The organism is Staphylococcus succinus, assembly GCF_029024945.1.
In the GTDB taxonomy this organism is placed as follows: Bacteria; Bacillota; Bacilli; order Staphylococcales; family Staphylococcaceae; genus Staphylococcus; species Staphylococcus succinus.
Genome location: NZ_CP118976.1, coordinates 390,212 through 417,140 on the forward strand (window position 1 = coordinate 390,212; position 26,929 = coordinate 417,140).

The following is a 26,929-nucleotide window of genomic DNA, read 5'->3' on the forward strand; positions in this document are numbered from 1 at the left end:
CACGTTAAAATCACTTCTAGAAAGGTATCAAAAACTCTATTTTATTAAAGTTAATAAAAATCATGGGCTGTTAATCATACGTTTTTGAACTTTCAATATGTCATTTTCAAAATTATTTAGGAGGACGAGTGAATGACTCAAGTGAGAAATGTACAGAAATATCAAGGTGATAACAAGCTTATTTTAGGTATTGTACTAGGCGTAGTTACATTTTGGTTATTTGCGCAATCATTATTAAATGTCGTTCCAACGTTACAACAATCATTTAGTAGTGATATTGGTACAGTGAGTATTGCTGTAAGTATAACAGCGTTATTCTCAGGGATGTTTGTAGTAGGCGCCGGAAGTTTGGCAGATAAAGTAGGGCGCGTCAAAATTACGTATATAGGATTATGGTTAAGTATTATTGGTTCATTATTAATTATAATCACGAATTTACCTGTTTTATTAATATTAGGAAGAGTTATACAAGGATTGTCTGCAGCAGCTATAATGCCCTCCACTTTAGCAATTATGAAGACTTATTATGAAGGCAAAGAGCGGCAACGTGCTTTAAGTTATTGGTCCATTGGTTCGTGGGGGGGTTCAGGATTAGCATCATTATTTGGGGGTATGGTTTCAACCTTTATTGGTTGGCGTTGGATTTTTATATTATCTATAATCATTGCACTTGTAGCAATGATGTTGATAAAGGGAACACCCGAGACTAAATCACAAAGTAATATAAAAGCAAGCTTTGATTTTATAGGTTTAATATTATTTGTTGTGATGATGTTAAGTATTAATGTCATCATTACAAAAAGTGCAGCATTTGGTCTAATGTCACCACTAATTTTAGGATTAATCGTAGTATTCATTATTTCAACAGTTATCTTTATTAAAATTGAAAATAGTATAAAAAACCCTTTGATAGACTTTAAATTATTTAGTAATAAAGCATATACGGGGGCAACGCTGTCTAATTTTCTATTAAATGGTGTTGCTGGTGCACTTTTAGTAGCTAATACATTTGTGCAACAAGGCTTAGGATTTAATGCATTTCAAACTGGATTATTATCTATTACATATTTGGTCACTGTATTACTTATGATACGCGTAGGAGAAAAAGTATTACAAAAAGTTGGAGCGAAAAAACCAATGCTCCTCGGTACGTTTTTCAACATGATGGGAATCATATTAATTTCATTAACATTTTTACCAAGTATGATTTATGTAGTGGTCTGTATTGTTGGTTACTTACTTTATGGTTTAGGACTAGGATTTTATGCTACACCGTCAACAGATATGGCAATCTCCAATTCTCCTGAAGATAAAGTAGGTGTCGCCTCTGGTATTTATAAGATGGCTTCATCATTAGGTGGTGCATTCGGTATAGCATTATCTGGTGCTCTGTTTGGAATTGTAGCAAATGCTACGAACGTACAAATAGGCGCATGTATTGGTTTGTGGCTTAATGTCTTTATGGCATTGCTATCATTACTTATTATTTGCTTTACTGTACCTTCAATAAGAAAATAAGAGTACATCAATGAATATCAATCTGGCGTATCATGTTATTTACACAGCCTAACGAATAAAAATATGAATTTCATTATAGGAGTGAACGGTTATGATGAATCAATTAATTGAAAAGTTGAAATGTAAAGAGCAACGCATGATAGAAATAAGACGATATTTACATCAATATCCTGAGTTATCGTTTCAAGAAAAAGAAACACCCAAGTATATTGCTGATTTCTATAAAGATAAAGATTGTAAAGTAGAAACCAATGTGGGGCCTAATGGTGTGAAGGTAACAATTGATAGTGGAAACCCAGGTAAAACACTGGCAATACGTGCAGACTTTGATGCCTTACCGATAGAAGAAGAGACAGGTTTAGACTTCTCATCCAAGCACAAAGGCGTCATGCACGCATGTGGTCACGATGCACATACTGCTTATATGCTTATTCTTGCTGAAACGCTAATTGAACTAAAAGATCAATTTAATGGTAAGGTGATCGTCATCCATCAACCTGCTGAAGAAGTGCCTCCAGGCGGCGCACAAGGTATGATTAAAGATGGTGTGTTAGATGGTGTTGATCATGTATTAGGATTGCATGTAATGAGTAACATGACAGTAGGTAATATATACTATCGTGAAGGTAACGTACAAACAGGAAGAGATTTCTTTAAACTCAAAGTCATTGGACAAGGTGGTCATGGTTCATCTCCACATGCAGCAAATGATACGATCGTCGCCGGAGCGCACTTTGTTACAGCACTTCAAACGATTGTATCAAGAAGATTAAATCCATTTGAGACAGGTGTAGTGACTGTTGGATCCTTCGATGGTAAAGGACAATTTAATATTATTAAAGATAGCATTGAAATAGAAGGAGACGTACGTGCTCTGACAGATGAAACGAAGCATACAATTAAAAAAGAGGTGCAACGTCTATCAAAAGGATTAGAAGCCATGTTTGGTGTGACTTGCGAGTTAGATTATCAAGATGATTATCCGGCATTGTATAATGATCCACAATTCACTCAATTTGTAGTTGAGTCACTAAAAAATGCGAATACAGATGCCCTTCAAAGTGTTGAAATGTGTGAAGCTCAACCACCATCTGAAGACTTTGCCTATTATGCCAAAGCGATACCAAGCTCATTTATATATGCTGGAGCTGCACCAGAGAATGGTGACATCCATCCTCATCATCATCCAAAATTTAATATTAGTGAAAAATCACTACGCGTTGCAGCTGAGGCAGTAGGGATTAGTGTTTTAAATTATTTGAAATAGTGAGCATAATTAAAGTTAAAGGTTTTGACCTCAATCAGATGGTCGAAACCTTTATTTGTTATAAAATAAAGTATGATGTAATTGAAATTTGAAGTTTATAGTTTATTATCGTGCCATATAGTGTATATATTATATAATTCAAAAATTGAAAAAGGATGATGAATTATGAATGGAGATAAGCAATTAACGGGACTCTTAGAAGAGTATAAGAAACCTTTAAAAAAACTTTTTAAGTATGATAAATCAAGTGCTTTAACATTTGATAAAGCAAGCAGAAGTCAAGTTCAAGAACAAAAGGGAATATTTGTAATTTTCAAAAATAAAAAACCAATATTTGTTGGGCAAGCTGGGGGATTTATGACAGGATACAAACTAACTCAAAAAGATTTGGAAAGTAAACTGTCGCAATTTAATTTACGTTCGGATGCGGGGACTGCCAGATTTAGAAAAGTTTATGTTGAACAACACAATCTTGATGAATCAGAATTGAAAAATATTAATGCTGAAGAACAAAATTTGAAATTTCAATATATTAAAATTAAAGAAAATCCAGCAATGATTAACATTTTAGAAATTTTAGCTTTAGAATATGCCAAAGAAAATGAAATCGAGTTATATAATTTTATGTAATACCGATTGGTTTTTAGTTTGAAGTGAAAAAGAGGTGAATGCTATGCGTATTAGAACGCTTAACTTTCGATATCAAGATCACGATATCAGAGTAAAATTGCCCAAAAGTTATTTTAAGCAAAATTCAAAGTCCTATCCACTCATTGTAGTTCAAGATGGAAATTTCTTATTTAAAGATATTGAAAAAGAGGTTATATTTGTTGGGATTGTACCAAACGAAAGAATAAGAGAATACACGCCTTGGGAAGCGGTAGTTCATAATATAAAGTACGAGGGAGAAGCCGAGAGCTATGTGACTTGGATGACTGATGAATTATTACCGTATTTAAAAAAATGTTTCAACATATCACAACATCATTCTGATATTGCAATCGCTGGAGCTTCGTTTGGTGGATTAGTTTCGCTATATACAATATTTAAAAAAACAAATGTATTTGGTACTTATATATTAATTTCACCTTCAGTTTGGTACCCCAATTTTATAAATTTTATGAGAAAACAAGAAAGTATTGATACAGAAAAGCATATATATTGGTATGTAGGGGCGCTTGAAGGGACACATAGTACCGAGCTAACCCGAAATATGTTCACAGATACAGAACATGGTGTCGATATATTAGATGAATTGTTATATTCAGAAAAAACTACGTTCCAATTTATAATTAATAGAAAAGGACTACACCGAAAACCTATATTTAAAAAACATTTTAAGCGTGCGGTTCAAAAGTTATTTTAGTATATAAAAAGGAGCTAGCAGAAAATATTATCTGAAAATTCTAAAAAATATCAAGAGATTCGTATCACCTATGTCCAAAGCGTGATAATATTTAATACAAGTAGCATGAATATAAGGATCAATTATGTGTTTAATGTTATTTATGTTTTATTTATATGTATGATTTAATTAATTGATTCAACAGACTGAAATGGTCTTTCTGTATTAAATGCTACTTATATTTTGGAATAATATAGGGGATGCTTATATGACAAAAGATGATAATCAATTTTCTGGTAGTAAACTGTTGTTGGGAATTGTGTTAGCAATTTTGACTTATTGGTTATTTGCACAAACGTTTTTAAATATTGGTCCTAAAGTACAATCTACATATGGTACTACGCCCGATATAGTAAATATTTCTGTGAGTTTAACATCGTTTGTTACAGGTGTATTTATGGTCGTAGCGGGCAATCTTTCGGATAAATTTGGTAAAGTTAGAATGACGCGTATTGCTCTAGTCTTAAGTATGATTGGTTCACTTATGCTTATTATTTCAGGCAATGTAGTATTACTTTTGTTAGGAAGGGTGCTTCAGGGGCTTTCTGCTGCTATTATTATGCCAGCTACGATTTCAATTGTGAACACATTTTTCGAAGGAGATAAAAGACAAAGCGCTTTGAGTTTTTGGTCTATCGGCGCATTTGGAGGTACAGGATTAGCTTCATTCTTTGCTGGTGCTATGGCAACATTTATATCTTGGCAAGCCATATTTATCCTTTCTATACTTGTAACGATTGTTGCATTGTTATTGTTGAAAAAATTACCTGAGGCTAAACAAGTTAAGGCTAAGCGAAGTGATTTTGATTATATGGGGCTAATCATATTTGTAATGATGATTGCAAGTATTAGTTTTGTCATTACTCAAGGATATAAAATTGGATGGTTAAGTGTTCCAATAGTTACTTTATTAGTGGTCTTTTTAATTTGTATATATTTATTCTTTAAGGTCGAGCGTGATAAGGCGTTACCATTTATTGATTTGAAACTTTTTAAGAACAAACCTTATATTGGGGCGGTATGTGCCAATTTTTTATTGAATACTGGCGTAGGCGTTATTGCGTTATTTAATATATATTTACAAGGTGGATTAAAGCTTAGTTCTTTTCAAGCTGGGTTACTGACGTTACCTTATTTAATTGCTTTATTGCTTATTATACGACTTGGTGAAAAGAGTATAAAAAGATTTGGAGCCAAACGCGCCATGATAATTGGACCAATATTTACAGCTTTGGGAGTTTTATTATTCAGTTTTACGTTCTTGAATGATTCAGTATATATAATTGTAGCGTTGATTGCTGCAATTTTCTTTGGAGGAGGTACAGGATTATTTGCCACTCCTGCACTAAGTACAGCAGTATCCACGACGCCCTCTGAGAAAGTTGGTGTCGCGTCGGGCATTTTTAAAATGGGATCTACATTAGGTGGTGCATTTGGTATTGCTATTATGACTTCAATCTATACAGGTATGATTCAAAATGGATACCATTTAAATACTGCTGCAGGGATTAGCTTTGTAGTTGGTGCATGTCTTATTATCGGTGCAATATGTACAAGTGTATTTGTGCTTCCGACCCGAAAAATAAATAGTTAAAAACAGTGTGCCCTTGCGTGTGAGAAGTTTGCAAGGGTTTTTATCATGTTGCAATACTATGAGAGATTCTATTATATGTTGTGTATCGTAATTTAGACCTTTGTATCGTTCTGTGGCTTTACTTAAAAGTGGGAAAGAATTATGATAAAAATAATGAATATCGATATAAAAGGGGGAGTTATGATGCATTATAAGAAATACTATGAATCTCCAATAGGTCAACTTGCTATGACATCCGATGGTAAAAATATTACAGGATTGTGGTTACCTAATCATGAAGATTTTGAATTAAAGTTTAATGAAAAATTGTTTGAGGCAGATTTAATCATTTTTAATAAAGCAGTAGCCTGGTTAGATGATTATTTCTTAGGAAATAATCCAGTTATTGATTTTCCTTTAAAAGCTGAAGGTACAGAATTTCGTAAACAAGTTTGGGAGATTCTGTTAGATATACCTTATGGCGAAACGATTACTTATGGTGAAATTGCCAAGCAAATGGCACAAATAAGAGGGAAAAAAACAATGTCAGCGCAAGCAGTTGGCGGGGCAGTAGGAAATAATCCAATATCAATAATGATTCCTTGTCATAGAGTTGTCGGAAAAGATGGTAATTTAACAGGTTATGACGGCGGTATTGATACTAAAATTGAACTTCTTAAATTAGAACAAATGGATATGAATGCTTATTATAAACCGAAACATAGCACCAAACCTTAAAGAAATACTAGTATTTTAACTGTTCATAAATATGATTTAAAAATAATATCGCAATATATGATTTAAATATAAAAATACCCCTAGTAAAGCACTTTGAAAGATGTGCATATTACTAGGGGTTATATATTTAATAGAATAGTATAATTAAATAACAATAAAATTTAAAAACTTGCAATTAAACGAGATACGATTAAGTGATTTAAGAATTAATTTAAGGTATTATAATTACGGATATGATCATTAATACTTTCAAGATAGAAGATTGTATTTTGTTCATTATCTAACTCAGTTTCGTGATCGAATTCTAATGCATCAAAACGATTGAAGAATGATTCATATGCTTCAACTGAAATTTCAGTACGATTATTTAGTAAATCTTTATGGCCTTGAATATCAAGTGCTTCTTGGTAACCTTCAACAAGTTTACCGCTAAAGAATTCACCGACAGAACCAGAACCATAACTAAATAATCCAATGTTATCACCAGCTGAAAGTTTATGTGTTTCTAATAAAGAAATTAAACTTAAATAAAGCGAACCTGTATAGATATTACCCACATAACGGTTATAGTACGTAGCAGCGTCATATCCAGTTGTTAAACGTTCTTTTGTTTGTTCATCTACATCATTTGTTAAAATTGAATCAAGTGCTTTTTTACCCATTTTAGTAAATGGTACATGGAAGCATAATGACGCAAAATCATTTAATGATTTGTTATGACGTCGAGCATATTCCTGCCAACTTTCTTGGAATGAGTGAATATAAGCATCTTTTGATAAGGCACCATCTACTAAAGGATAAGGTTGACCACTAGGACGCCAGAAATCATAAACATCTTCAGTGAAAGCAACAGCATCATCATTTAGTTCAAGTATACGTGGGTTTTGTGATATTATCATAGCAACAGCGCCTGCGCCTTGTGTAGGTTCGCCACCAGAGTTTATGCCATAACGTGCAGTATCACTAGCGATAACTAATACTTTTTCATCTGGGCGTTGAGCTAAATAATCTTTAGCTAACTGAATTGCAGGTGTAGCAGCATAACATGCTTCTTTCATTTCAATACAACGAGCGAAGGGTTGAATACCTAGCAAGTTATGTATTTGGACTGCTGAAGCTTTAGCAGAATCTATTGCTGATTCTGTTGCTACGATAACCATAGTGATTTGTTTCTTATCTTCATCAGTAACAATTTCTTTGGCCGCATTAGCACCCATTGATACGATGTCTTGACTCATTGGACTTACAGACATTTCTGTTTGCCCAATCCCGAGTAAAAATTTATTTGGATCAACTTGGCGTGCTTCCGCAAGTTTAGCCATATCTACATAAAATCTTGGAACATAAAAATTAATTTGATCAATACCAACTGTCATAAAGCGTATCGACACCTTTCTGTTTATAAATAAGCAATTGTATCATACCAAAACGAGCTTATAAAATACAATAATTTAAAAGAGTGATAAAGGAGAATGCATAATGAATAATATAGCGATAGTAAGTGCTAAGCGCACACCGATAGGAAGATATAAAGGGAAATTAAGTAATTATTCTGCAGTAGAACTTGGTACAAAGACTTTAGAAGCAGCTATGAAAGCAATCCATCTTGATCCACAAGTAGTAGACCAAGTCATTTATGGGAATGTACTACAAAGTGGAAGCGGACAAAATCCTGCACGTCAAATAGGTATTAATGCTGGTATACCAAATACAGCACCTGCAATGACAATCAATGAAGTATGTGGTTCTGGATTGAAATCTATTATTCTTGGTAAACAGTTGATTCAATTAGGGGAAGCTAAGGTGGTTGCAGTTGGTGGCGTTGAAAGCATGACAAATGCACCCAAATTAATTCTAAATGAAGATGCGTCACCTGTTCAAAGTTTCATGCACGATGGATTAACAGATGCTTTTTTAAATGTACCAATGGGGATTACTGCAGAAACAATAGCAGAGACATATAATGTGACACGTGAACAACAAGACCAATTTGCGAACGACTCACACCTTAAAGCACACGAAGCTACTGAAGCAGGTAAGTTTAATGACGAAATTGTTCCCCTAGAAGATGTAAATGGAGAATTGATGACAACAGATGAAGGTATTCGTGGTACAAGTAGTGTAGATAAGTTAGCAACATTGAAAACAATTTTTAAAGAAGATGGCACTGTTACAGGTGGGAACGCGTCTAGTATTAATGATGGAGCTTCAACAGTTATTTTGATGGATGCTACGTATGCCAAACAAGAAGGCTATGAAATTTTAGCATATTTAGGTGATCACGCTGAAATTGGTTGTGACCCTGAATATATGGGTTATGCCCCATACCAAGCAGTTACACAGTTGTTAGATAAAACTAATAAAACAATGACAGATATAGATGTTGTTGAAATGACTGAAGCCTTTGCTTCACAAAGCATTCCAGTTAAAAATAATTTAGCCATTCCAGATGAAAAGTTAAATATATATGGTGGTGCTATTGCATTGGGTCATCCAATTGGCGCTAGTGGCACACGAATAGTTTCTACATTAATTCATGCATTATCGCAAGAAGATAAACAAACAGGTATTGCTACTGCTTGTATAGGTGGCGGTTTAGGTATCGCGCTATATGTTGAAAAGGGTGATAAATGATGGAAGTATTAGATAAGTCATTTCGTCATTTATCACGTTTTGAAAAATTACAACAATTAGAACAAAAAGGATGGCTAAGTAAGGAAAATAAAGAAATATTACTTAATAATCCTTTGATTTCTGAAGAAGTTGCGAATAGTTTGATTGAAAATGTAATAGGACAGGGCACGCTACCGGTTGGATTAGTGCCGGAGATGATTGTTGATGAAAAAGCATATGTGGTACCAATGATGGTAGAAGAGCCATCAGTTGTAGCTGCAGCAAGTTATGGCGCAAAGCTTGTCAATCAAACAGGAGGCTTTAAAATAGTCACAAGTGAACGTTTAATGATTGGTCAAATTGTATTCGATGCTGTAGAGGATACTGAAGCTTTAGAGATAACAATAAACAATCTTGAACCTAAAATAAAAAAAATTGCTGATGAAGTTTATCCCTCAATTATTGAAAGAGGCGGTGGATATCGTCGTATAGAAATTGATAAATTCCCAAATGAAGGGATGTTATCATTAAAAGTTTTTGTAGATACTAAAGATGCTATGGGCGCAAATATGCTTAATACAATATTAGAAGGTATTACGTCTTATTTAAAAAATGAATTAGAAGGTATCGATATACTGATGAGTATTTTATCTAATCATGCAACAGCGTCTGTAGTAAAAGTTCAAGGTGAAATAGCAGTTGCGGCATTATCTAAAGGGGGACACGATGGAGAGACAGTTGCTAAACGAATGGAACGCGCATCTGTATTAGCCCAAGTTGATATTCATCGTGCAGCTACACATAACAAAGGTGTCATGAATGGTATACATGCAGTTGTGTTAGCCACTGGGAATGATACACGTGGCGCAGAAGCTAGTGCGCACGCATATGCAAGTAAAGATGGTCAATATCGTGGACTAGCTACATGGCATTATGATCAAACACGTCAAACACTGGTTGGAACCATTGAAGTGCCTATGACTTTAGCTACGGTGGGTGGAGGCACGAAGGTCTTACCGATTGCTAAAGCTTCATTAGATTTAATGAACGTGTCATCAGCACAAGAACTTGGACATGTTGTAGCTGCGGTAGGACTTGCCCAGAATTTTGCAGCTTGTCGTGCACTTGTATCGGAAGGTATTCAAAAAGGACATATGAGTTTACAGTATAAATCATTAGCCATAGTGGTAGGTGCTGAAGGCGAAGAAATCGTTCAAGTAGCGGATATGCTAAAGCAACAACCAAGAGCAAATACGGCGGTAGCACAACAAATATTAGAAATGTTAAGAAGCAATAAATAAGCGATATAATAGTTTTTATTATTTATGGTGATGCCAAAACGACATTAGTTTTGACTATGTAAAACATATATATTAATTAGAGACCAATCAGCGTTATCTGATTGGTCTCTTTGTAATTGTTAGTAAAAAATACAGATTTTTTTGAAATGATAACTCATTTATTTTCTGGGAAATAAAGCTATTATTTTTAATGGAGAAACCAGTGTCATATAATGAGTGTATTAAATATGTGGAGGTTAGGATTGATGGAAAATAACACGATACCAGCATTAGTATATAAAGAAAATACAAATAATATTGTGCCTATATTATCACATGAGGCACATCTCCAAACAGTGATGGCAGAACAGTGGTTAAAGATTTCTGATGAAGGTTTACAACTTGAAGGATTATGCTTTGATAGAGAAGGACATTTAAAGCTATGCGAAGTGTTTGGGGGCACGGTTTTTCATGTTGCATTACCAGAGAAAAAGGTAACTAAATTGTTTCAATCTAATAAGCAAAATCCAGCCGCAGTAAAGATTCATAAAGATGGTAGGCTGTTTGTTTGTTATTTAGGTGATTTTAACCACACAGGGGGAATTTTTGCGGTAGATTCAAATGGGGAAAAGCAAGAGGATATTATATCTGATATAGATACAGCCTATTGTATTGATGATTTAGTATTCGACAGTAAAGGTGGTTTTTATTTTACTGACTTTAGAGGTTATTCTACAAATCCTAAAGGTGGCGTGTACTATGTATCTCCAGATTTTCAAACGATTACGCCTATCATCCAAAACCTTGCTGTTGCAAATGGTGTGGCTTTAAGTACTGATGAAAAAACATTATGGGTTACAGAAACCAATGCGAATCGATTACATCGAATTGACTTATTAGAAGATGGGGTGACGATTGCTCCGTTTGGCGCTTCTGTTCCATATCATTTTACAGGTCATGAAGGTCCAGATTCTTGTTGTATCGATAGTGATGATAATTTATATGTGGCCATGTATGGCCAAGGAAGAGTATTAGTATTTAATAAGAAAGGCTATCCAATAGGACAAATTCTGATTCCTGGGCGTGAAAGTGGCCATATGTTGCGATCAACCCACCCTGCATTTATTCCAGGGACGGATCAACTTATTATATGTGCAAATGATATAGAAATGGGCGGCGGATCTTGGTTATTTACAGTGAAAGGCTTTGCTAAAGGGCATCAAAGTTATCAATTTCAGGTTTAGCTGATTAAGCATTAGAAAAAGAGGGTGAGACATAAATAGCTTGAATAAGCGTGTCTCAACCTCTTTGTTTAATAAAATACGATAATCAATAGATATAATGGTAATTTGAAGCGGCAGATTTACTTAGTATACGAGTACCAAAGGCATATGGATGATTGTAATTATATTCAGAGACTTTAATACTCCCGTTTTTATAAACATAACTGACATATGCGACGTGACCATATGTACCAGCAGTTGATTGCATAATAGCTTTTTTGGCAGGCTTTCGTCCTACATGGTAACCACTTTTTTTAGCATTGCTATACCAATATTTAGCATTGCCCCAACCATTTGGTACCGGCTTCCCAACTGAAGCTCTTTTTTTAAATACATACCATGTACAGTTATATTTTGCATAGTAATTTACTGCTGCTTTGGTAATATTATTCTCGTTTAGCGATTGGTACGAGATAGAACCAGTAAATAAAAGCGTAGTAGCGATGAAGATACGACCAATTTGACTTCTAAAATTCATACTTTTCTCCAGACATTTTTAATAATATAAGTATAATTTGAAATTACGTTCAATACAATATTGGACATAATTAATACAACTAATTTTAATACTAATGAAATATAAGTAGTATTTTTGTAATTCATTACAGGTAATTTAAAAATAAATTTATGTGAGCAAATATACTAACCACTTTCTTTATATGCATCATTGTAGTTTTCAGGAACATAGGCGTGATAAAAAACCGATATTGAAAGCGCATACATTTTTAGGTATGATGTAAATAACTTAGGGGGTGCTCATTATCTTGAAAAGAAAAAATTATAAAACAGGTAGTAAAAAGAATGTAAAAAGAAATCTTGGCTTAACATCAGCATTAATTACTTTGTCAGTAATGATAGTGGCGATGTTATTTACAGTTGCAGTATTAGAAAAGGAACCACATATCCCGTTAATGATAGGTACTGCTATAGCAATCATGGTTACGATGTTACATGGTTATGCATTTAGCGAAGTAGAAGAAATGATGTATAAGGGTATCCGTCATGCTTTACCTGCCATAGTAATCATAATTCTAGTAGGTTTAATTATTGGATCATGGATCGGTAGCGGTGTTGTCGCTACAATGATTTATTATGGTTTACAATTAATTGATCCAAACTATTTTTTAATGGTAGTCGTATTATTGTGTGGCATAGTAGCTTTAGCGATAGGCAGTAGTTGGTCTACGATGGCGACAGTAGGTGTAGCGTCTATGGGAATTGGAATAAGTATGGGCATCTCACCAGGAATGGTTGCAGGCGCAGTTATATGTGGATCGTACTTTGGTGATAAGATGAGTCCGTTATCTGATACTACTAACTTAGCGTCAGGTTTATCAGGTGTAGATTTGTTTGAGCATATCAAACATATGTTTTATACGACGGTTCCTGCATTGGTTATTACGCTAGTGTTCTTTTTCTTTATAGGTCAACGTTTTGGTGCAAGTCATTTTGATACGAAAAACATAGATACAATTTTAAAAACAATGCAAGATAATTTTGTAATTACGCCATGGTTAATGCTGATACCATTAGTTGTTATTGCTTTAGTGGTTGTTAAAATACCAGCAGTTCCCGCCATTTGTGTAGGGATTATACTAGGTTTTTTTGCTCAAATATTTATACAGGGCGGTTCGCTGATTGAAGCGATGACTGCTTTACAAACTGGATATAGCATCGATTCTGGAAATAAACTCGTAGATGAATTATTCAACCGAGGTGGTCTAGAATCTATGTTCTATACGATTTCACTAACACTTGTAGCAATGACCTTTGGTGGTGTATTAGAATATTCTGGTATGCTTTCAGCATTGATATCAGTTATTTTGAAGTTTGCCAAGTCTACGGGCAGTTTAATTGCTTCTGTTATAGTATCTTGTATTGGTACAAACTTCACTTGCTCAGAGCAATACATATCCATTATCGTTCCTTCTAGAATGTATGCAAGTACCTTTAAAGAAAAAAAGCTCCATGCTAAGAATTTATCAAGAGCATTAGAAGACGGTGGTACATTAACATCTGTATTTGTACCTTGGAACACATGTGGTGTATTTATAGCATCTACGCTTGGCGTGTCTGTATTTGAATATGCACCCTACGCAATATTAAATTATACAGTACCGATAATTTCTATTATATTTGGATATATAGGTTTTAAAATTATAAAACTTACCGATGAGGAAATAGAAGAGAATGACAAGAAACAAGCTAAAGAAACGACTTTGGCATAATATAAGTGTTAGTGTGAATAGGTCAGGAATTTTACTACACAAGTATAGTTAAGAATGAAGAGAGAAAACAGTTCTCTCTTCACTTTTTATAATCATTGCATATTGAAAAATTATATATTAACCGTATACTGTAATATATTAATTATATTTTAAGTAAAGGAGAAAGTGCATGGATATTAAACAAATGAAGTACTTTGTTGAAGTTGTAAACCAAAATGGTATGACAAATGCTTCCAAATCTTTATATATTGCGCAACCCACAATTAGTAAAGCAATAAAAGATTTAGAAAAAGAGTTAAACATGACACTTTTCGATCGTAGTAAACGACAACTTGTACTGACCGATGCGGGAAAAGTATTCTTTCAAAAATGCAAAGAGATACTCACGCTTTATAATGATTTACCAAAAGAAATAAACAGTTTGTTAGGGCTAGAAACTGGGCACATTAGTATTGGTTTATCAGCGGTTATGAATATGAATAAATTCATTCATATACTAGGAGAATTTCATCAAAAATATCCAAATGTAACCTATAATTTAGTGGAGAATGGTGGGAAAATGATAGAAACGCAATTAATCAACGATGAAATAGATATAGGCATCACTACACTACCTGTTGATAAAGCTATTTTCCACTCTATTCCTTTATATCAAGAAGATTTGAAGTTGGTCTTAAATAGAGAACATCGTTTAGCTGAATATAAAAAAATAGATATGAGTATGCTTAAAGATGAGGACTTTATTTTATTTAATGAAGATTTTTATTTAAATGATAAAATCATAGAAGCGGCTAAAAATGCTGGCTTTATACCAAACACTATTTCAAAAATTTCGCAGTGGAATTTTATAGAAAATCTTTTGAATGCCCACCTTGGGGTTAGTATATTGCCAGAAAATATTGTGAATATGCTAGATAGTAGTTTTAAAAATATTCAACTTGATGATCCGGCCATGCGTTGGGAACTTGGCGTGATTTGGAAGAAAGATAAATATTTAAGCCATGCAACGCGGCAGTGGATTGATTTTATGAAAAAAAGATTATAATAATAAGAGGAAAGACAACAATCGCTATACTAAGATTGTTGTCTTTCTTTTTATTACTGGTGACTGTATATCGTGTGACTTTTAGTACGCACTAATTGAGTAATCATAATAAATTATAATGACATAAATCGCTTTCATAGATAAAAGTAATGTGTCCTATTGAAAATCAATATTTTTATTATGATTATTAGTGCTTTATACTGAAGTATGTAATCAATAAAACAGTCGAAGAGTACTGAAATATAAAGGATGATGAGTATTGCAAATATCACTGAAAGTAGTTAGAGTTTTATTGCAAATAATAATTATAATGGGTGTCACATACGTGGGGAATATTTTGCAAAGTGTTTTGCATATTCCAATCGCAGGAAGTATTGTTGGATTAATTTTATTTTTCCTGCTACTTCAATTTAAAATAATTCCTTCTAAATGGGTAAGTGAAGGTTCTAATTTCTTTTTAACATTTATGGTATTTTTCTTTGTGCCATCAGTTGTTGGTGTCATGGACGTAGTTTCTGAAATTAACTTGAACTTTATACTGTTCTTCGTAATGATTGTTCTAGGAACTTGCTGTGTTGCGCTTGTTTCAGGATTTATCGCTGAAAAAATGGTTAAAGGCCCACGATACGGGAATGGACAAAATTAGATGATGATTTTACAAGCAGCATTAATGATTGGTTTAACACTTATCATGTTTATAGGAGCAAAGAAATTACAGAAAAAGTATAATAGCCCATTTTTAAATCCAGCCTTAATATCATCTATCGGTATTGTTGTTGTATTACTATTATTTAATGTAGATTATAACGGGTATATGATAGGTGGTAAATGGATTAATTATTTATTAAATTGTACAGTTGTATGTTTAGCATTCCCTTTATATCAAAATCGACATAAAATATTAGAACACTCCGCTATTATTTTTAGTAGTGTATTTGCGGCAGTAATGTTAAATTTCATCTTCGTATATACCATATTGAAGGCTTTCGGTTATTCAAAAGAAGTCATTGCAACAATGTTACCAAGATCTATGACCGCAGCGGTAGGGATTGAAGTATCCCATCAGCTTGGTGGTGTAGATACGATTACAGTTATGTTTATCGTGGCAACAGGCTTAATTGGCAGTATTGTCGGTTCTTACCTGTTAAAATTGGGCAGATTTAAGACTTCGATTGCTAGAGGTTTAACTTATGGTAATGCATCACACGCGTTTGGCACAGCGCGGGCACTAGAAATAGATTTAGAATCAGGTGCTTTTAGTTCAATTGGTATGATTTTAACGGCGGTACTCAGTTCAATACTACTACCAATACTCATCCTCTTTTTATATTAAATGTAGCAGTGTTAAAGATTATTTTTAATAATAAAATATATATTTAAACACAGGGAATTTGAAAGGAGCTATTTATATAATGGCAAAAATTAAAGCAAATCATGCATTAGTAAGAGCGTTAAAAGTTTGGGACATAGATCATTTATATGGTATTCCAGGAGATTCTATAGATGCAGTCGTGGATAGTTTGAGAACAGAAAGAAATAATATTGAATTTGTTCATGTGCGTCATGAAGAAGTAGCAAGTTTAGCAGCAGCAAGCTACACAAAATTAACTGGGAAAATTGGTGTAGCTTTGAGTATCGGCGGCCCTGGTATCGTTCATTTATTAAACGGTATGTATGATGCAAAAATGGACAATGTGCCACAGTTAATATTAGCTGGTCAAACTGATAGTACAGCATTAGGAACAAAAGCATTCCAAGAAACTGATATTAGTAAAATGGTTGAAGATGTTGCGGTTTATAATCGCCAAATTTCAGAAAATGATAAAGATATCTTTGGTATTGTAAATGAAGCGATTCGCACAGCTTATGAGAAAAAAGGCGTAGCAGTTTTAATATTGCCTAACAACTTATTGACAAACAAAGTGAAAGATACAACAAATACGAAAGTTGATACTGCGCCTCCAGCTCGAATTGCGCCAAAACCACGTAGTATTAAAAAAGCGACAAAACTTATAGATAAAAGTAAACGTCCGGTTATTTTAATTGGCACAGGTGCCAAAAAAGCTAAAGATGAAGTACGTGAATTTATAGAAGCAGCTAAGATTCCTTCAATTATCACGTTGCCGGCTAAAGGTATTTTACCTGATGCACATCCATATAATATTGGTAATTTAGGTAAAATCGGTACAAAAACATCTTATCAAACAATTCAAGATGCGGACTTATTAATTATGGTAGGTACAAATTATCCATACGTTGATTATTTACCTAAAAAAAATATTAAAGCAATCCAGATAGATACAAACCCAGAAAACATTGGACATCGTTTCGATGTCAATGTAGGTATTATTGGAGATAGTAAAATTGCATTACAACAATTAACAGACTCTGTAAAACATGTATCTAATAGAGAGTTCTTGAATAAAACATTAGAAAGAAAAGCAACTTGGGATTCATGGATGGCTAAAGATAAAGCTGACGAAAGTTCACCAATTCGTCCAGAACGTCTTATGGATAGTATCAATCAAGTCAGAACTGATGACGCAATCTTTTCTATCGATGTAGGGACATCAACAGTTTGGTCAACACGTTATTTAGACTTAACAGTGAACAACAAATTTATTATATCAAGTTGGTTAGGTACGATGGGTTGTGCTTTACCAGGTGCAATCGCTGCAAAACGTGCGTATCCAAATCGTCAAGTCGTAGGTATTGCTGGAGATGGTGCTTTTGAAATGGTCATGCAAGATTTTGCGACAGCTGTACAATATGATTTACCGATGACGATATTTGTATTAAATAATCAACAATTATCATTCATTAAATATGAACAGCAAGCAGCTGGTGAATTAGAGTATGCCATTGATTTCACTGATATCGATTTAGCAAAATTTGCTGAAAGTTGTGGTGGTATAGGATATACGTTGAAAGATCCTAATAGAATCGATGATGTAGTAGAAGAAGCTATGTCACAAGATAAACCAACAATAGTGAATGTGTACGTTGATCCAACTGCGGCTCCGCTTCCAGGTAAAATTGTAAAAGATGAAGCAATTAACTACGGTAAATGGGCATATAGATCCATTACTGAAGATAAAAAATTAGACTTTGATGAGATTCCACCAATGTCAACAGCGGTTAAACGTTTCTTCTAAGATGAGATGAAGTGAAATGAACAAAGCTATCAAACCATAAAGGGTTTGATAGCTTTTTTATTATGGAATATCTAACTTAAGTACGTTAGTCATAGTAAATAGCTGTTCACGTCATCGTTGCATGCACCTTATTGAACAGGCAATCAAAGCATATTTATATAGAAATAGGTTATATATAAATCAAACGCTATTGTGGAAATATGTTGTCTGTTATCAAGAAAGGAAGATTGCTAATGTTTAAATCAATGTTCAAAAATATTCATTTGAAGACACCACATACTTATGCATTATTGTTACTTATAATTATATTTGCAAGTTTACTGACATATATAATTCCAGCAGGGGAGTATGCGCGTGAGGAAAAAGGAGGACAAACACTTGTAGTTTCAGGTTCATATCAAGAAGTTCAACAACAAGGTGTGTCCTTTTTCGACATATTTAGGGCCATACCTGAAGGCTTAATTAGTGGTGGTGAGATAGTCTTTTATATCTTTTTGGTTGGTGGTGCTTTTGGAATTGTACATAAGACAGGCGCTTTTGAAAATGGTGTTAACAAAGCTATGCAAGTGTTGGGTTCATTTAAGTTTCTCATGATTCCATTGACTATGGTTATTTTTTCTATATTAGGATTTTCTATTGGCTTAGCAGAAGAAACCATTATATTTGTGCCTATTGGTATTATTATTGCACGGACATTAGGCTACGATGCACTTACAGGTGCTGCAATGATTATTTTAGGTGCAGCTAGTGGTTTTATAGGTGGTATGCTCAATCCTTTTACAGTTGGTGTTGCACAGTCTGTAGCAGAGTTGCCGATGTTTTCAGGATGGGGTTTAAGAACAATCATTTATCTGTTTATTTTAACTGCAGCTATTATTACAGTAATGATTTATGCACACAAAGTTAAAGGTGACATGACAAAGAGTTTAGTATACGAACTAGAACAAGTCGAAGAAAAGAAAGAAACGAAGATGGACATGCCACGTTTTACGAAAAGTCAGGCTACAGGTTTAGCGCTCATCATTGCAGCTATTATTTTAAACGTGTTTGGCATATTTAGATATGGATGGTCTTTTAATGAAATGAGTGCAAACTTCCTGTTGGCTGGATTGTTAGCAGGTTTAATAGGTGGACTAGGTTTAAATGGCACATTTGATGCAATGATTGAAGGCATGAAAGATATACTCTTCGGTGCGATGATCGTTGGATTTGCTAAAGGGATTATTGTGATACTAGAAAATGGCAAGGTTATTGATACAATCGTACATGGTATGTCAACTTTGTTAGGTGATGTGCCGTCATCTATCGTTATCTTGTCGATGTTTGTCTTACAATTTTTATTGAATTTCTTTATACCATCTGGTTCAGGACAAGCATTAACAACAATGCCTTTAATGGTACCTATTTCAGACTTATTAAATATTAATCGACAACTTACAGTATTGGCCTTTCAATATGGTGATGCAATTAGTAATATTTTATTTCCCACGTCGGCGATACTCATGGGGGCACTGGCAGTGGGGAAAATTACTTACACACAATGGTTAAAATTTGCGTGGAAATTAATTATAGTATGGGTATTGATTTGTAGTATTGCCATGTCTATTGCATTAGTGGTTGGATATTAGTGATATCATATCAATAGATAAATCTAATATTTTGAGTAATACTTCACTGTGTTGAACGATATAAGTTGTTGTTTATTTTTAAATAATAGTATATAATATAAAAAAACAAATCATCATATTGCGTGTTACTGGTAAAGCAGGCATGAGCAAACATAATGACTATTGGGAATAGTCTGTTTGCTCATGCCTTTTTTGTATGCAGTTTGATGATATAAATTAAAGAAGGGATGTTTTTAAATGTTTAAAAAACTTTTTGGACAGCTTCAACGTATTGGTAAAGCATTGATGTTACCAGTCGCTATTTTGCCAGCTGCTGGATTGTTACTAGCTTTAGGCACAGCGTTTCAAGGGGAAGCGTTGCAATCTTATTTACCGTTTATAAAAGTAGAGGGATTTCAAAATGTAGCTAAAATGATGGAAGGTGCGGGGGGAATTATCTTTGATAATTTACCAATCATCTTTGCATTAGGTGTTGCTATAGGGTTAGCCAGTGGAGATGGTGTTGCTGCTATTGCTGCATTTGTAGGATTTATTGTTATGAATAAAACAATGGGCGCATTTTTAGAAATTACGCCTGACAATGTTGATGATGCAGCAAGTGGTTATGCCAATGTCTTAGGGATTCCCACACTACAAACAGGTGTGTTCGGTGGTATTATCGTCGGTGCACTTGCTGCATGGTGTTATAATAAATTTTATAATATTACCTTACCAAGTTATTTAGGCTTTTTTGCGGGTAAACGATTTGTGCCAATTATGATGGCTACATGCTCATTTATACTTGCTTTTCCAATGGCGTGGGTATGGCCAGTCATTCAAGATGGGCTTAATACATTTAGTGAAGGGTTACTCGATTCAAATACTGGAATAGCAGTATTCTTATTTGGATTTATTAAACGTTTATTAATTCCATTTGGATTACATCATATTTTCCATGCGCCATTTTGGTTTGAATTTGGTAGCTTTAAAAATGCTGCAGGTCAAATCATCCATGGTGATCAACGTATCTTTATTGAACAAATTCGTGATAATGTACCATTAACTGCTGGTAAGTTTATGGGTGGAGAATTCCCAGTTATGATGTTTGGTCTTCCAGCTGCAGCTTTAGCGATTTATCATTCAGCTAAGAAGGCAAATAGAAAAGTCGTAGGCGGGTTGATGTTATCCGGTGCTTTAACATCATTCCTTACAGGTATTACAGAACCTTTAGAGTTCTCATTCTTATTTGTTGCTCCATTATTATTCTTTATTCACGCAGTATTAGACGGTTTAGGTTTCTTAGTTATGTATTTACTCAATGTGCATTTAGGCTATACGTTCTCAGGTGGATTTATTGATTTCTTATTACTCAATATCATGCCTAATAGAACAGCGTGGTGGCTAGTTATACCAGTTGGACTGGTCTATGCTGTCATTTATTACTTTGTTTTTAGATTTGTAATTAAAAAATTAAATTACAAAACGCCTGGTAGAGAAGATGAAGAAATGCAAAATAGTTCTGTCGCAAAGAACGAATTGCCGTTTGAAGTATTACACGCAATGGGTGGTAAAGAAAATATTAAACACCTTGATGCTTGTATAACACGATTAAGAGTTGAAGTTAATGATAAAGCAAAAGTGAAAGTTGATGTTTTGAAACAGCTCGGTGCTTCGGGAGTACTTGAAGTTGGAAATAATATGCAAGCAATTTTCGGTCCTAAATCTGATCAAATCAAGCATGACATGGCGAGGATCATAAATGGTGAAATTACAAGACCAAGTGAGACAACATTAACAGAAGAAGATGATAGTAAAGTAGTGAAATTATCTGAGTCTGAAGACAACAATGGCGTAGTATCACAATCAGAAATAGAAGTATGCTCTCCAGGTAGAGGCAAGTTGGTCCCACTCTCTGAAGTACCTGATGAAGTTTTTGCTCAAAAAATGATGGGTGATGGCGTTGCGCTGATACCTGAAGATGGTGAAATTGTTGCACCATTTGATGGTACAGTGAAAACAATTTTTCCAACGAAGCATGCAATTGGATTAGAATCTAAAGATGGTCTTGAATTACTAATTCATATTGGAATTGATACGGTTAAGCTAGAAGGTAAAGGTTTTGAGCGTATGGTTGCTACAGGGGACACGATTAAAAAAGGACAACTATTAATGAAGGTTGACTTAGACTATGTACAAGCACATGCGCCAAGTATTATAACACCTATAGTGATTACAAATATTGAAAATCGTACACTTAAAATTGAAAGTAAAGATATGATAGAACCACAACAACTGTTGATGACAATTAAGTAGATTCTTAAATCAGCATATCCAATAGCGTCATGAATATATAGGTATAAATAACAATATTCAAAAATAAAAGTGCACTTTCATTTATATGAGAGTGCACTTTTTTTGATTAAAAACGAAAACAAAATAAAACTATGAATGCTTGAATATGCATACCTTTTATTTATAAAAACGAAGTATTAATTAACAAAAACGAAAATTTATTTTGTAAATATACACTTATCTTGTTGGTTAACTGTTGAAAAATTCTGAAAAAATAAATAGGATGGGTTATAATGACTAACAATGACGAATAGAAAATGAAGGTGAAACGATGAAATATCATTTATCAATAGAAGTTATGCCTCAAGTTAAACTCGTACAACCAGAGTTATATATGGCTGAAGAATTGTACCATACGATTAAAGAAAACTTTTCACATTTAGCACAGTTTTTAGACTTTTTGAAAGAAGATATGACAATTGCGGATGAAAGTGCATATTTGAAGATGATGATGCAACAACAAGTTGAGAATAAAGGGAGATTATTTCTAATCTATCATAATGATAAATTAATAGGGACAGTGGACTTACATAAAATTGACAATAAAAATAAAAAAGCTGAGATTGGCTATTGGATTGCCAAAGGATATACAGGAAAATCTATTATCACGACATGTGTGAAATATATTTGTGATTTCTCCTTTGAAGTAATGGGCTTAAATAAACTTATTATTATGGCAGACTTAAGGAACAAAGCGAGTAAGAAAGTTGCAGAAAAAGTTGGTTTCACGTTTGTATCTACTGATTTTGAGGACGTGTTTGATGGCGAGACCTATCGTGATATGAATCGATATATATTATTGAGAAAAGATTATTTTTAACATCATCCACAAGTTATATAGGATTAAAAAAGCATATATTTAGTGAACATATGAGAAGGGTGGTAACTCATGAACACGACTAGAGGAATTAACCATATTGGTTTAACTGTTCCCAATATTGAAGCAGCAACTTTATTTTTTAAAGAAGCTTTAGGTGGGAGAATTGCGTATGATAGTCAAACAACAGCTAATCCTCCACGTGAAGGTAGATTTGTAGAACAGGTATTAGGAATAGAAAAAGGAGCGAAAATTATAAAAAAGCGTATGTTGGTATTTAACCATGGGCCTAATATAGAGTTGTTTGAATTTAAAGAAGCGAACCAAAGAAATCCAGAATCATTACAAGATATAGGCTACACACATTTGTCATTTTATGTAGATAATTTTGATTATGCGTTTAAACGTATAAAATTAGCAGGAGGTGTCCCTATTTCTGAACCGCATGCAAATACAAAATATGAAGATACTAAAGACAATAAAACTGTATATGTACGTGCACCATGGGGAAGTTTGATAGAATTACAAACCATACCGAATGGCTATTATTATCCAGAAGATAGTGAAGCTGAAGTATTCATACCTGAAAAATAAAGGAGCAATTAAAGATGTTACAACGTAAATTAAATATTGCCAATTTAAACACACCTATACATAAGTTAGAGCATTTAAGCCAAACGCTTGGTAAAGATATATATATCAAAAGGGATGATTTCACTGGGACAGAAATATCTGGAAATAAAGTACGGAAATTAGAGTATACAATACAATATGTCTTAGATCATGGTTATGACACTGTGATTACTACTGGGGCAATCACTTCGAATCATGCACGAGCAACCGCTGCACTTTGCGCGCAATTTAATATAGAATGTCATCTTGTATTGAGAGGAACAAATACGGAATATGAAGGTAATTTATTTTTAGAGGCGATGTTAGGTGCTCATATCCATATCATTAAACCGAGTGAATCTAGAGAAGAAGCGATGAATATATTATATAGCAAGCTTGAGCAAGAAGGAAAGACACCATTTCTTATTCCAGTAGGCGCATCAGATTGGATTGGCACGCATGGCTATGTTAATGCTTATGAAGAAATTATTGAGCAAGAAGCTGAATTAGGCATTAAATTCGATTCTATTAATTTAGCTGTAGGTTCTGGTGGCACATATGCAGGACTTTGGTACGGTAATGCAAGTAACAACTTGGCAACTAAGATTATAGGGTATGCTGTAGATCAAAGCACAGAGGACTTTGAACAAAAAGTAAAAGAGATTGTGAAACAGTTAGATCAAAATATACTATCTTTTAATACATTACATATCAATGATAACTATGTAGGACTTGGATATGGTCAAGCGACAGATGAAGAACTACAATTCTATATTAATATTGCTAAAACGGAAGGGATTATTTTGGATCCTATATATACCGGCAAAGCGTTTAGTGGATTAGTTCAAGAAATAAAACAAGGGAACTATGATGACCAACAAGCAATCTTATTTATTCATACAGGTGGAATTTATGGTTATACTCAAGAAATGAGAGAGCGTATAAAACAACTATTACCTGATATTTCAGATGCAGTATAATAACTAAGTAAGAATTGAATATATTCGCGATATTACCGATTTACATGTATGCTTATTTTATATTAAATAGTCAGTTTTATATAGCATTACTCCATTACAGTATAGTTAATAATAGGTGTATTTGACGTTATATTGTTTGATATTGAGCGTGAATCCTTTGATTCTTCACGGAACAATGTTTCATAATAGAATACAATTTACGCAGTAAGGGTGGTGTTCACCAATGAAACAAGATTTGGTTACGATTGAAGATTTTCATGATTTTATAGTAAGTCATGATCTTGCTGTAATACATGTGATGAGAGATAGGTGTAGTGTATGTCGGGCAATATTACCACAAATCGAAGGTCTTGTGAACGATTTCCCGCAAGTGGCATTAGGTGTGATTAACCAGAGTCATTTAGAAGCAATTGCAAGTGAGTTATCTATATATACGGCGCCAGTAGACTTGATCTATTTAAAAGGAAAAGAAATGCATAGACAAGGTCGTTTTATTGATATGCAACAATTTGAGCATCAATTGGAGTTGTTGACTTATAATGGTGACTATTCATGAATGAGACATAAGTTATAAATGTGAAAGATAAATAAATCTTATTTGAAATGAAATTGATATGGAGATAATACGATAAACGTCTTTGAGAGTGAAAACTTGAGAAGACGTTTTTAATTTGCGCTATAAACATGATGTTTACGCACCCAATTTATGTAGTTAGAAATAAAAGTGTGCAAAATTGAATAATAAGTATCTTATTTATATATAATAATGTATGATGGTATTAATCAATTGGATGAAGGTGATGATCATGCGCGTAGAAAGAATATGTCCTAATGAAGCGGAAGCACTTTATGACTGTATGAAGCAGATAGATCAAGAAGCACAGTATATGCTCTATCTTCCAGAAGAACGCACATTCAATAAAGATAAATTAGTTGAGCATCTTAGATATCAGTTTTATATAGGTGTCAAAACAGAAGATAATAAAATCATGGGTTATTTGTCTGTACATATGAGTACTTTATATAAATTGAAACACATTGGTTACATTAGCATAGGATTAGTGGAAGAACTTCAACAGCAAGGATTGGCGACTAAAATGTTTGAAGAAACGATTAAATGGGCGCAACGTAAGGGGTTAAGACGTTTAGAGTTAACGGTGATTACTTACAATACACCAGCTATAAAATTCTATGAAAAGTTAGGATTTAAAATTGAAGGTATTAAACGTGAGTCTATTTATATGAATGAGCATTTCTATGATGAATTATATATGGCAATGATGTTAAATGAAATGAATATAACAAAATCTGATAATTTATGGTAATTTACGTTTATTGTTAGAGATAAGTGTTTTTTGCTGAAATCATTATTCTATCTCATATAAAATGAATATAACATGAGGAGGTAGATTATGGTTGTAAAGAAAATGATAGCATTAACAAGTGCGTTACTAACAACATCATATTTATACATCAAGATAAAAGAAAAACGTAGTTACAAAAGTTTTTTATGTGAAATGATGCTAAGAGTGAATAGAGTGAAACGTGCATTTTTAACTGTAGAAGGTGCACAACGTGCATTAAATGGAGTTGAACAAGATACAAAAGGTTTATATCAAGGAACACAGTATCAATTTCAAAATAATGTAGAAAAGACTTTTTATCAAAATGTAACTACATATGTTGTGAATGATAAATCTCAAAATCAACAAGCTGTTATTTTGTATTTACATGGAGGTGCATGGTTTCAAAATCCATTAGACCACCATTTTGCATATATTGATATGCTGGCGAATCATTTTGGTGCTAAAGTCATCATGCCTATTTATCCCAAAGTACCTCATGCTACATATCAAGATACATTTGATTTGCTAGTAGAAATATATGATGAGTTAAGTGAAACGATACAACCTGGGAAGCAATTAACCATTATGGGAGATTCAGCAGGTGGACAAATTGCTTTGTCCTTTGCACAGTTATTAAAATACAAAGGATTAAGCCAACCGCAACATATTGTCCTATTATCCCCCGTATTAGATGCAACTTTTAGTAATCCAGAAGCACAAGAATATGAGCGTATTGATCCTATGCTAGGTATTGAAGGAAGTAAATATTTCTTGAAATTATGGGCAGGAGATCTACCATTAGATAATTGGAAAATATCACCCATCAATGGTGATTTAACAGATTTAGGGCATATAACCATTTCTGTAGGCACAAAAGAAACATTATATCCAGATGCAGTGAAATTATCTGATTTGCTTAATAAACAAAATATTGTGCATGAATTTTTGCCAGGATATAATTTATTTCACATTTATCAAGTGTTTCCGATTCCAGAACGTCAACAAGTACTATTGAAATTAAAGCAGATTATTAAAGTAGACTAATAATATAGGATGAGTCATATCGTTTTCTAAATGGTTACACTATTATAAAGTGTATATAAATAAAAA

The 26,929-nt window shown here is 33.6% G+C and carries 24 protein-coding genes; 22 read left to right on the forward strand and 2 right to left on the reverse strand.

Translation table 11 applies throughout. From position 1 onward, the window contains the following. The first annotated feature begins 132 nt into the window (after positions 1–132). From PYW31_RS01690 to PYW31_RS01715, 6 genes are all read left to right on the forward strand, one after another. The gene (locus tag PYW31_RS01690) at positions 133–1,518 is read left to right on the forward strand and encodes an MFS transporter (protein WP_046835963.1); all 1,386 of its coding nucleotides are present in this window, start codon (positions 133–135) and stop codon (positions 1,516–1,518) included. 91 nt (positions 1,519–1,609) lie between these two features. Continuing rightward, on the forward strand, positions 1,610–2,785 hold the full coding sequence (locus tag PYW31_RS01695) for a M20 family metallopeptidase (protein WP_046835962.1): 1,176 nt from the start codon (positions 1,610–1,612) through the stop codon (positions 2,783–2,785). 165 nt (positions 2,786–2,950) lie between these two features. Next, entirely contained in the window at positions 2,951–3,415 is a 465-nt protein-coding gene (locus PYW31_RS01700) for a hypothetical protein (RefSeq protein WP_046835961.1), read from the forward strand. A gap of 43 nt (positions 3,416–3,458) precedes the next feature. Further along, complete coding sequence (locus PYW31_RS01705) at positions 3,459–4,151, forward strand: alpha/beta hydrolase (RefSeq protein WP_046835960.1); 693 nt, start codon at positions 3,459–3,461, stop codon at positions 4,149–4,151. Between the two features lie 247 nt (positions 4,152–4,398). After that, on the forward strand, positions 4,399–5,784 hold the full coding sequence (locus tag PYW31_RS01710; RefSeq protein WP_046835959.1) for an MFS transporter: 1,386 nt from the start codon (positions 4,399–4,401) through the stop codon (positions 5,782–5,784). 183 nt (positions 5,785–5,967) lie between these two features. Continuing rightward, entirely contained in the window at positions 5,968–6,501 is a 534-nt protein-coding gene (locus tag PYW31_RS01715; RefSeq protein ID WP_046835958.1) for a methylated-DNA--[protein]-cysteine S-methyltransferase, read from the forward strand. Positions 6,502–6,707: 206 nt separating this feature from the next. On the opposite strand, the gene PYW31_RS01720 is transcribed toward PYW31_RS01715, so the two are convergent. Then, positions 6,708–7,877, reverse strand: coding sequence for a hydroxymethylglutaryl-CoA synthase (locus tag PYW31_RS01720; protein ID WP_046835957.1), 1,170 nt, complete (start codon positions 7,875–7,877; stop codon positions 6,708–6,710). Between the two features lie 103 nt (positions 7,878–7,980). Here PYW31_RS01720 and PYW31_RS01725 point away from each other — a divergent pair, with 103 nt between their 5' ends. From PYW31_RS01725 to PYW31_RS01735, 3 genes are all read left to right on the forward strand, one after another. Then, the gene (locus PYW31_RS01725; protein ID WP_046835956.1) at positions 7,981–9,135 is read left to right on the forward strand and encodes a thiolase family protein; all 1,155 of its coding nucleotides are present in this window, start codon (positions 7,981–7,983) and stop codon (positions 9,133–9,135) included. Then, entirely contained in the window at positions 9,135–10,415 is a 1,281-nt protein-coding gene (locus PYW31_RS01730) for a hydroxymethylglutaryl-CoA reductase, degradative (protein WP_046835955.1), read from the forward strand. The genes PYW31_RS01725 and PYW31_RS01730 overlap by 1 nt, the downstream gene beginning before the upstream one ends. Before the next feature lie 245 nt (positions 10,416–10,660). After that, complete coding sequence (locus tag PYW31_RS01735) at positions 10,661–11,638, forward strand: SMP-30/gluconolactonase/LRE family protein (protein ID WP_046835954.1); 978 nt, start codon at positions 10,661–10,663, stop codon at positions 11,636–11,638. A gap of 85 nt (positions 11,639–11,723) precedes the next feature. Here the strand turns inward: PYW31_RS01735 and PYW31_RS01740 are convergent, their stop codons facing one another. Continuing rightward, on the reverse strand, positions 11,724–12,155 hold the full coding sequence (locus PYW31_RS01740) for a CHAP domain-containing protein (RefSeq protein WP_046835953.1): 432 nt from the start codon (positions 12,153–12,155) through the stop codon (positions 11,724–11,726). 286 nt (positions 12,156–12,441) lie between these two features. Between PYW31_RS01740 and nhaC the strand changes: the two genes are divergently transcribed. The 13 genes from nhaC to PYW31_RS01805 all read left to right on the forward strand — a co-directional run bounded on the left by nhaC (position 12,442) and on the right by PYW31_RS01805 (position 26,863). Next, on the forward strand, positions 12,442–13,905 hold the full coding sequence (nhaC, locus tag PYW31_RS01745) for a Na+/H+ antiporter NhaC (RefSeq protein ID WP_103356913.1): 1,464 nt from the start codon (positions 12,442–12,444) through the stop codon (positions 13,903–13,905). A gap of 169 nt (positions 13,906–14,074) precedes the next feature. Then, on the forward strand, positions 14,075–14,950 hold the full coding sequence (cidR, locus tag PYW31_RS01750; RefSeq protein WP_046835952.1) for a cidABC operon transcriptional activator CidR: 876 nt from the start codon (positions 14,075–14,077) through the stop codon (positions 14,948–14,950). A gap of 259 nt (positions 14,951–15,209) precedes the next feature. Further along, the gene (locus tag PYW31_RS01755; protein WP_046835951.1) at positions 15,210–15,596 is read left to right on the forward strand and encodes a CidA/LrgA family protein; all 387 of its coding nucleotides are present in this window, start codon (positions 15,210–15,212) and stop codon (positions 15,594–15,596) included. Next, on the forward strand, positions 15,597–16,283 hold the full coding sequence (locus tag PYW31_RS01760) for an LrgB family protein (protein ID WP_046835950.1): 687 nt from the start codon (positions 15,597–15,599) through the stop codon (positions 16,281–16,283). 79 nt (positions 16,284–16,362) lie between these two features. Then, positions 16,363–18,105 carry a pyruvate oxidase gene (locus PYW31_RS01765; protein ID WP_046835949.1) on the forward strand — a complete coding sequence of 581 codons (1,743 nt, stop codon included), beginning with the start codon at positions 16,363–16,365 and terminating at the stop codon, positions 18,103–18,105. Positions 18,106–18,338: 233 nt separating this feature from the next. After that, entirely contained in the window at positions 18,339–19,733 is a 1,395-nt protein-coding gene (locus PYW31_RS01770) for a YfcC family protein (protein WP_046835948.1), read from the forward strand. Positions 19,734–19,970: 237 nt separating this feature from the next. Further along, positions 19,971–22,025 (forward strand): glucose-specific PTS transporter subunit IIBC, encoded by a 2,055-nt coding sequence (ptsG, locus tag PYW31_RS01775; protein WP_046835947.1) that lies wholly within the window; start codon positions 19,971–19,973, stop codon positions 22,023–22,025. Positions 22,026–22,335: 310 nt separating this feature from the next. Further along, positions 22,336–22,884, forward strand: coding sequence for a GNAT family N-acetyltransferase (locus tag PYW31_RS01780; RefSeq protein WP_046835946.1), 549 nt, complete (start codon positions 22,336–22,338; stop codon positions 22,882–22,884). A 69-nt stretch (positions 22,885–22,953) separates the two neighbouring features. Continuing rightward, positions 22,954–23,475, forward strand: coding sequence for a VOC family protein (locus tag PYW31_RS01785; RefSeq protein WP_046835945.1), 522 nt, complete (start codon positions 22,954–22,956; stop codon positions 23,473–23,475). A 14-nt stretch (positions 23,476–23,489) separates the two neighbouring features. Continuing rightward, positions 23,490–24,473 carry a D-cysteine desulfhydrase family protein gene (locus tag PYW31_RS01790; protein WP_046835944.1) on the forward strand — a complete coding sequence of 328 codons (984 nt, stop codon included), beginning with the start codon at positions 23,490–23,492 and terminating at the stop codon, positions 24,471–24,473. Between the two features lie 223 nt (positions 24,474–24,696). Then, entirely contained in the window at positions 24,697–25,029 is a 333-nt protein-coding gene (locus PYW31_RS01795; RefSeq protein ID WP_046835943.1) for a thioredoxin family protein, read from the forward strand. Between the two features lie 250 nt (positions 25,030–25,279). Further along, positions 25,280–25,798: a GNAT family N-acetyltransferase gene (locus PYW31_RS01800; RefSeq protein ID WP_046835942.1), complete on the forward strand. Its 519-nt coding sequence runs from the start codon at positions 25,280–25,282 to the stop codon at positions 25,796–25,798. An 87-nt stretch (positions 25,799–25,885) separates the two neighbouring features. Then, positions 25,886–26,863, forward strand: a complete 978-nt coding sequence (locus PYW31_RS01805; RefSeq protein WP_046835941.1) for an alpha/beta hydrolase fold domain-containing protein — start codon at positions 25,886–25,888, stop codon at positions 26,861–26,863. Positions 26,864–26,929 lie beyond the last annotated feature (66 nt).

What these genes read in the sequence shown, in the direction of transcription:
- PYW31_RS01690 (WP_046835963.1), top strand. Translation starts at nt 133, where the DNA reads ATGACTCAAGTGAGAAATGTACAGAAATATCAAGGTGATAACAAGCTT.
- PYW31_RS01695 (WP_046835962.1), top strand. Translation starts at nt 1,610, where the DNA reads ATGATGAATCAATTAATTGAAAAGTTGAAATGTAAAGAGCAACGCATG.
- PYW31_RS01700 (WP_046835961.1), top strand. Translation starts at nt 2,951, where the DNA reads ATGAATGGAGATAAGCAATTAACGGGACTCTTAGAAGAGTATAAGAAA.
- PYW31_RS01705 (WP_046835960.1), top strand. Translation starts at nt 3,459, where the DNA reads ATGCGTATTAGAACGCTTAACTTTCGATATCAAGATCACGATATCAGA.
- PYW31_RS01710 (WP_046835959.1), top strand. Translation starts at nt 4,399, where the DNA reads ATGACAAAAGATGATAATCAATTTTCTGGTAGTAAACTGTTGTTGGGA.
- PYW31_RS01715 (WP_046835958.1), top strand. Translation starts at nt 5,968, where the DNA reads ATGCATTATAAGAAATACTATGAATCTCCAATAGGTCAACTTGCTATG.
- PYW31_RS01720 (WP_046835957.1), bottom strand. Translation starts at nt 7,877, where the DNA reads ATGACAGTTGGTATTGATCAAATTAATTTTTATGTTCCAAGATTTTAT.
- PYW31_RS01725 (WP_046835956.1), top strand. Translation starts at nt 7,981, where the DNA reads ATGAATAATATAGCGATAGTAAGTGCTAAGCGCACACCGATAGGAAGA.
- PYW31_RS01730 (WP_046835955.1), top strand. Translation starts at nt 9,135, where the DNA reads ATGGAAGTATTAGATAAGTCATTTCGTCATTTATCACGTTTTGAAAAA.
- PYW31_RS01735 (WP_046835954.1), top strand. Translation starts at nt 10,661, where the DNA reads ATGGAAAATAACACGATACCAGCATTAGTATATAAAGAAAATACAAAT.
- PYW31_RS01740 (WP_046835953.1), bottom strand. Translation starts at nt 12,155, where the DNA reads ATGAATTTTAGAAGTCAAATTGGTCGTATCTTCATCGCTACTACGCTT.
- cidR (WP_046835952.1), top strand. Translation starts at nt 14,075, where the DNA reads ATGGATATTAAACAAATGAAGTACTTTGTTGAAGTTGTAAACCAAAAT.
- PYW31_RS01760 (WP_046835950.1), top strand. Translation starts at nt 15,597, where the DNA reads ATGATGATTTTACAAGCAGCATTAATGATTGGTTTAACACTTATCATG.
- PYW31_RS01765 (WP_046835949.1), top strand. Translation starts at nt 16,363, where the DNA reads ATGGCAAAAATTAAAGCAAATCATGCATTAGTAAGAGCGTTAAAAGTT.
- PYW31_RS01770 (WP_046835948.1), top strand. Translation starts at nt 18,339, where the DNA reads ATGTTTAAATCAATGTTCAAAAATATTCATTTGAAGACACCACATACT.
- ptsG (WP_046835947.1), top strand. Translation starts at nt 19,971, where the DNA reads ATGTTTAAAAAACTTTTTGGACAGCTTCAACGTATTGGTAAAGCATTG.
- PYW31_RS01780 (WP_046835946.1), top strand. Translation starts at nt 22,336, where the DNA reads ATGAAATATCATTTATCAATAGAAGTTATGCCTCAAGTTAAACTCGTA.
- PYW31_RS01785 (WP_046835945.1), top strand. Translation starts at nt 22,954, where the DNA reads ATGAACACGACTAGAGGAATTAACCATATTGGTTTAACTGTTCCCAAT.
- PYW31_RS01790 (WP_046835944.1), top strand. Translation starts at nt 23,490, where the DNA reads ATGTTACAACGTAAATTAAATATTGCCAATTTAAACACACCTATACAT.
- PYW31_RS01795 (WP_046835943.1), top strand. Translation starts at nt 24,697, where the DNA reads ATGAAACAAGATTTGGTTACGATTGAAGATTTTCATGATTTTATAGTA.
- PYW31_RS01800 (WP_046835942.1), top strand. Translation starts at nt 25,280, where the DNA reads ATGCGCGTAGAAAGAATATGTCCTAATGAAGCGGAAGCACTTTATGAC.
- PYW31_RS01805 (WP_046835941.1), top strand. Translation starts at nt 25,886, where the DNA reads ATGGTTGTAAAGAAAATGATAGCATTAACAAGTGCGTTACTAACAACA.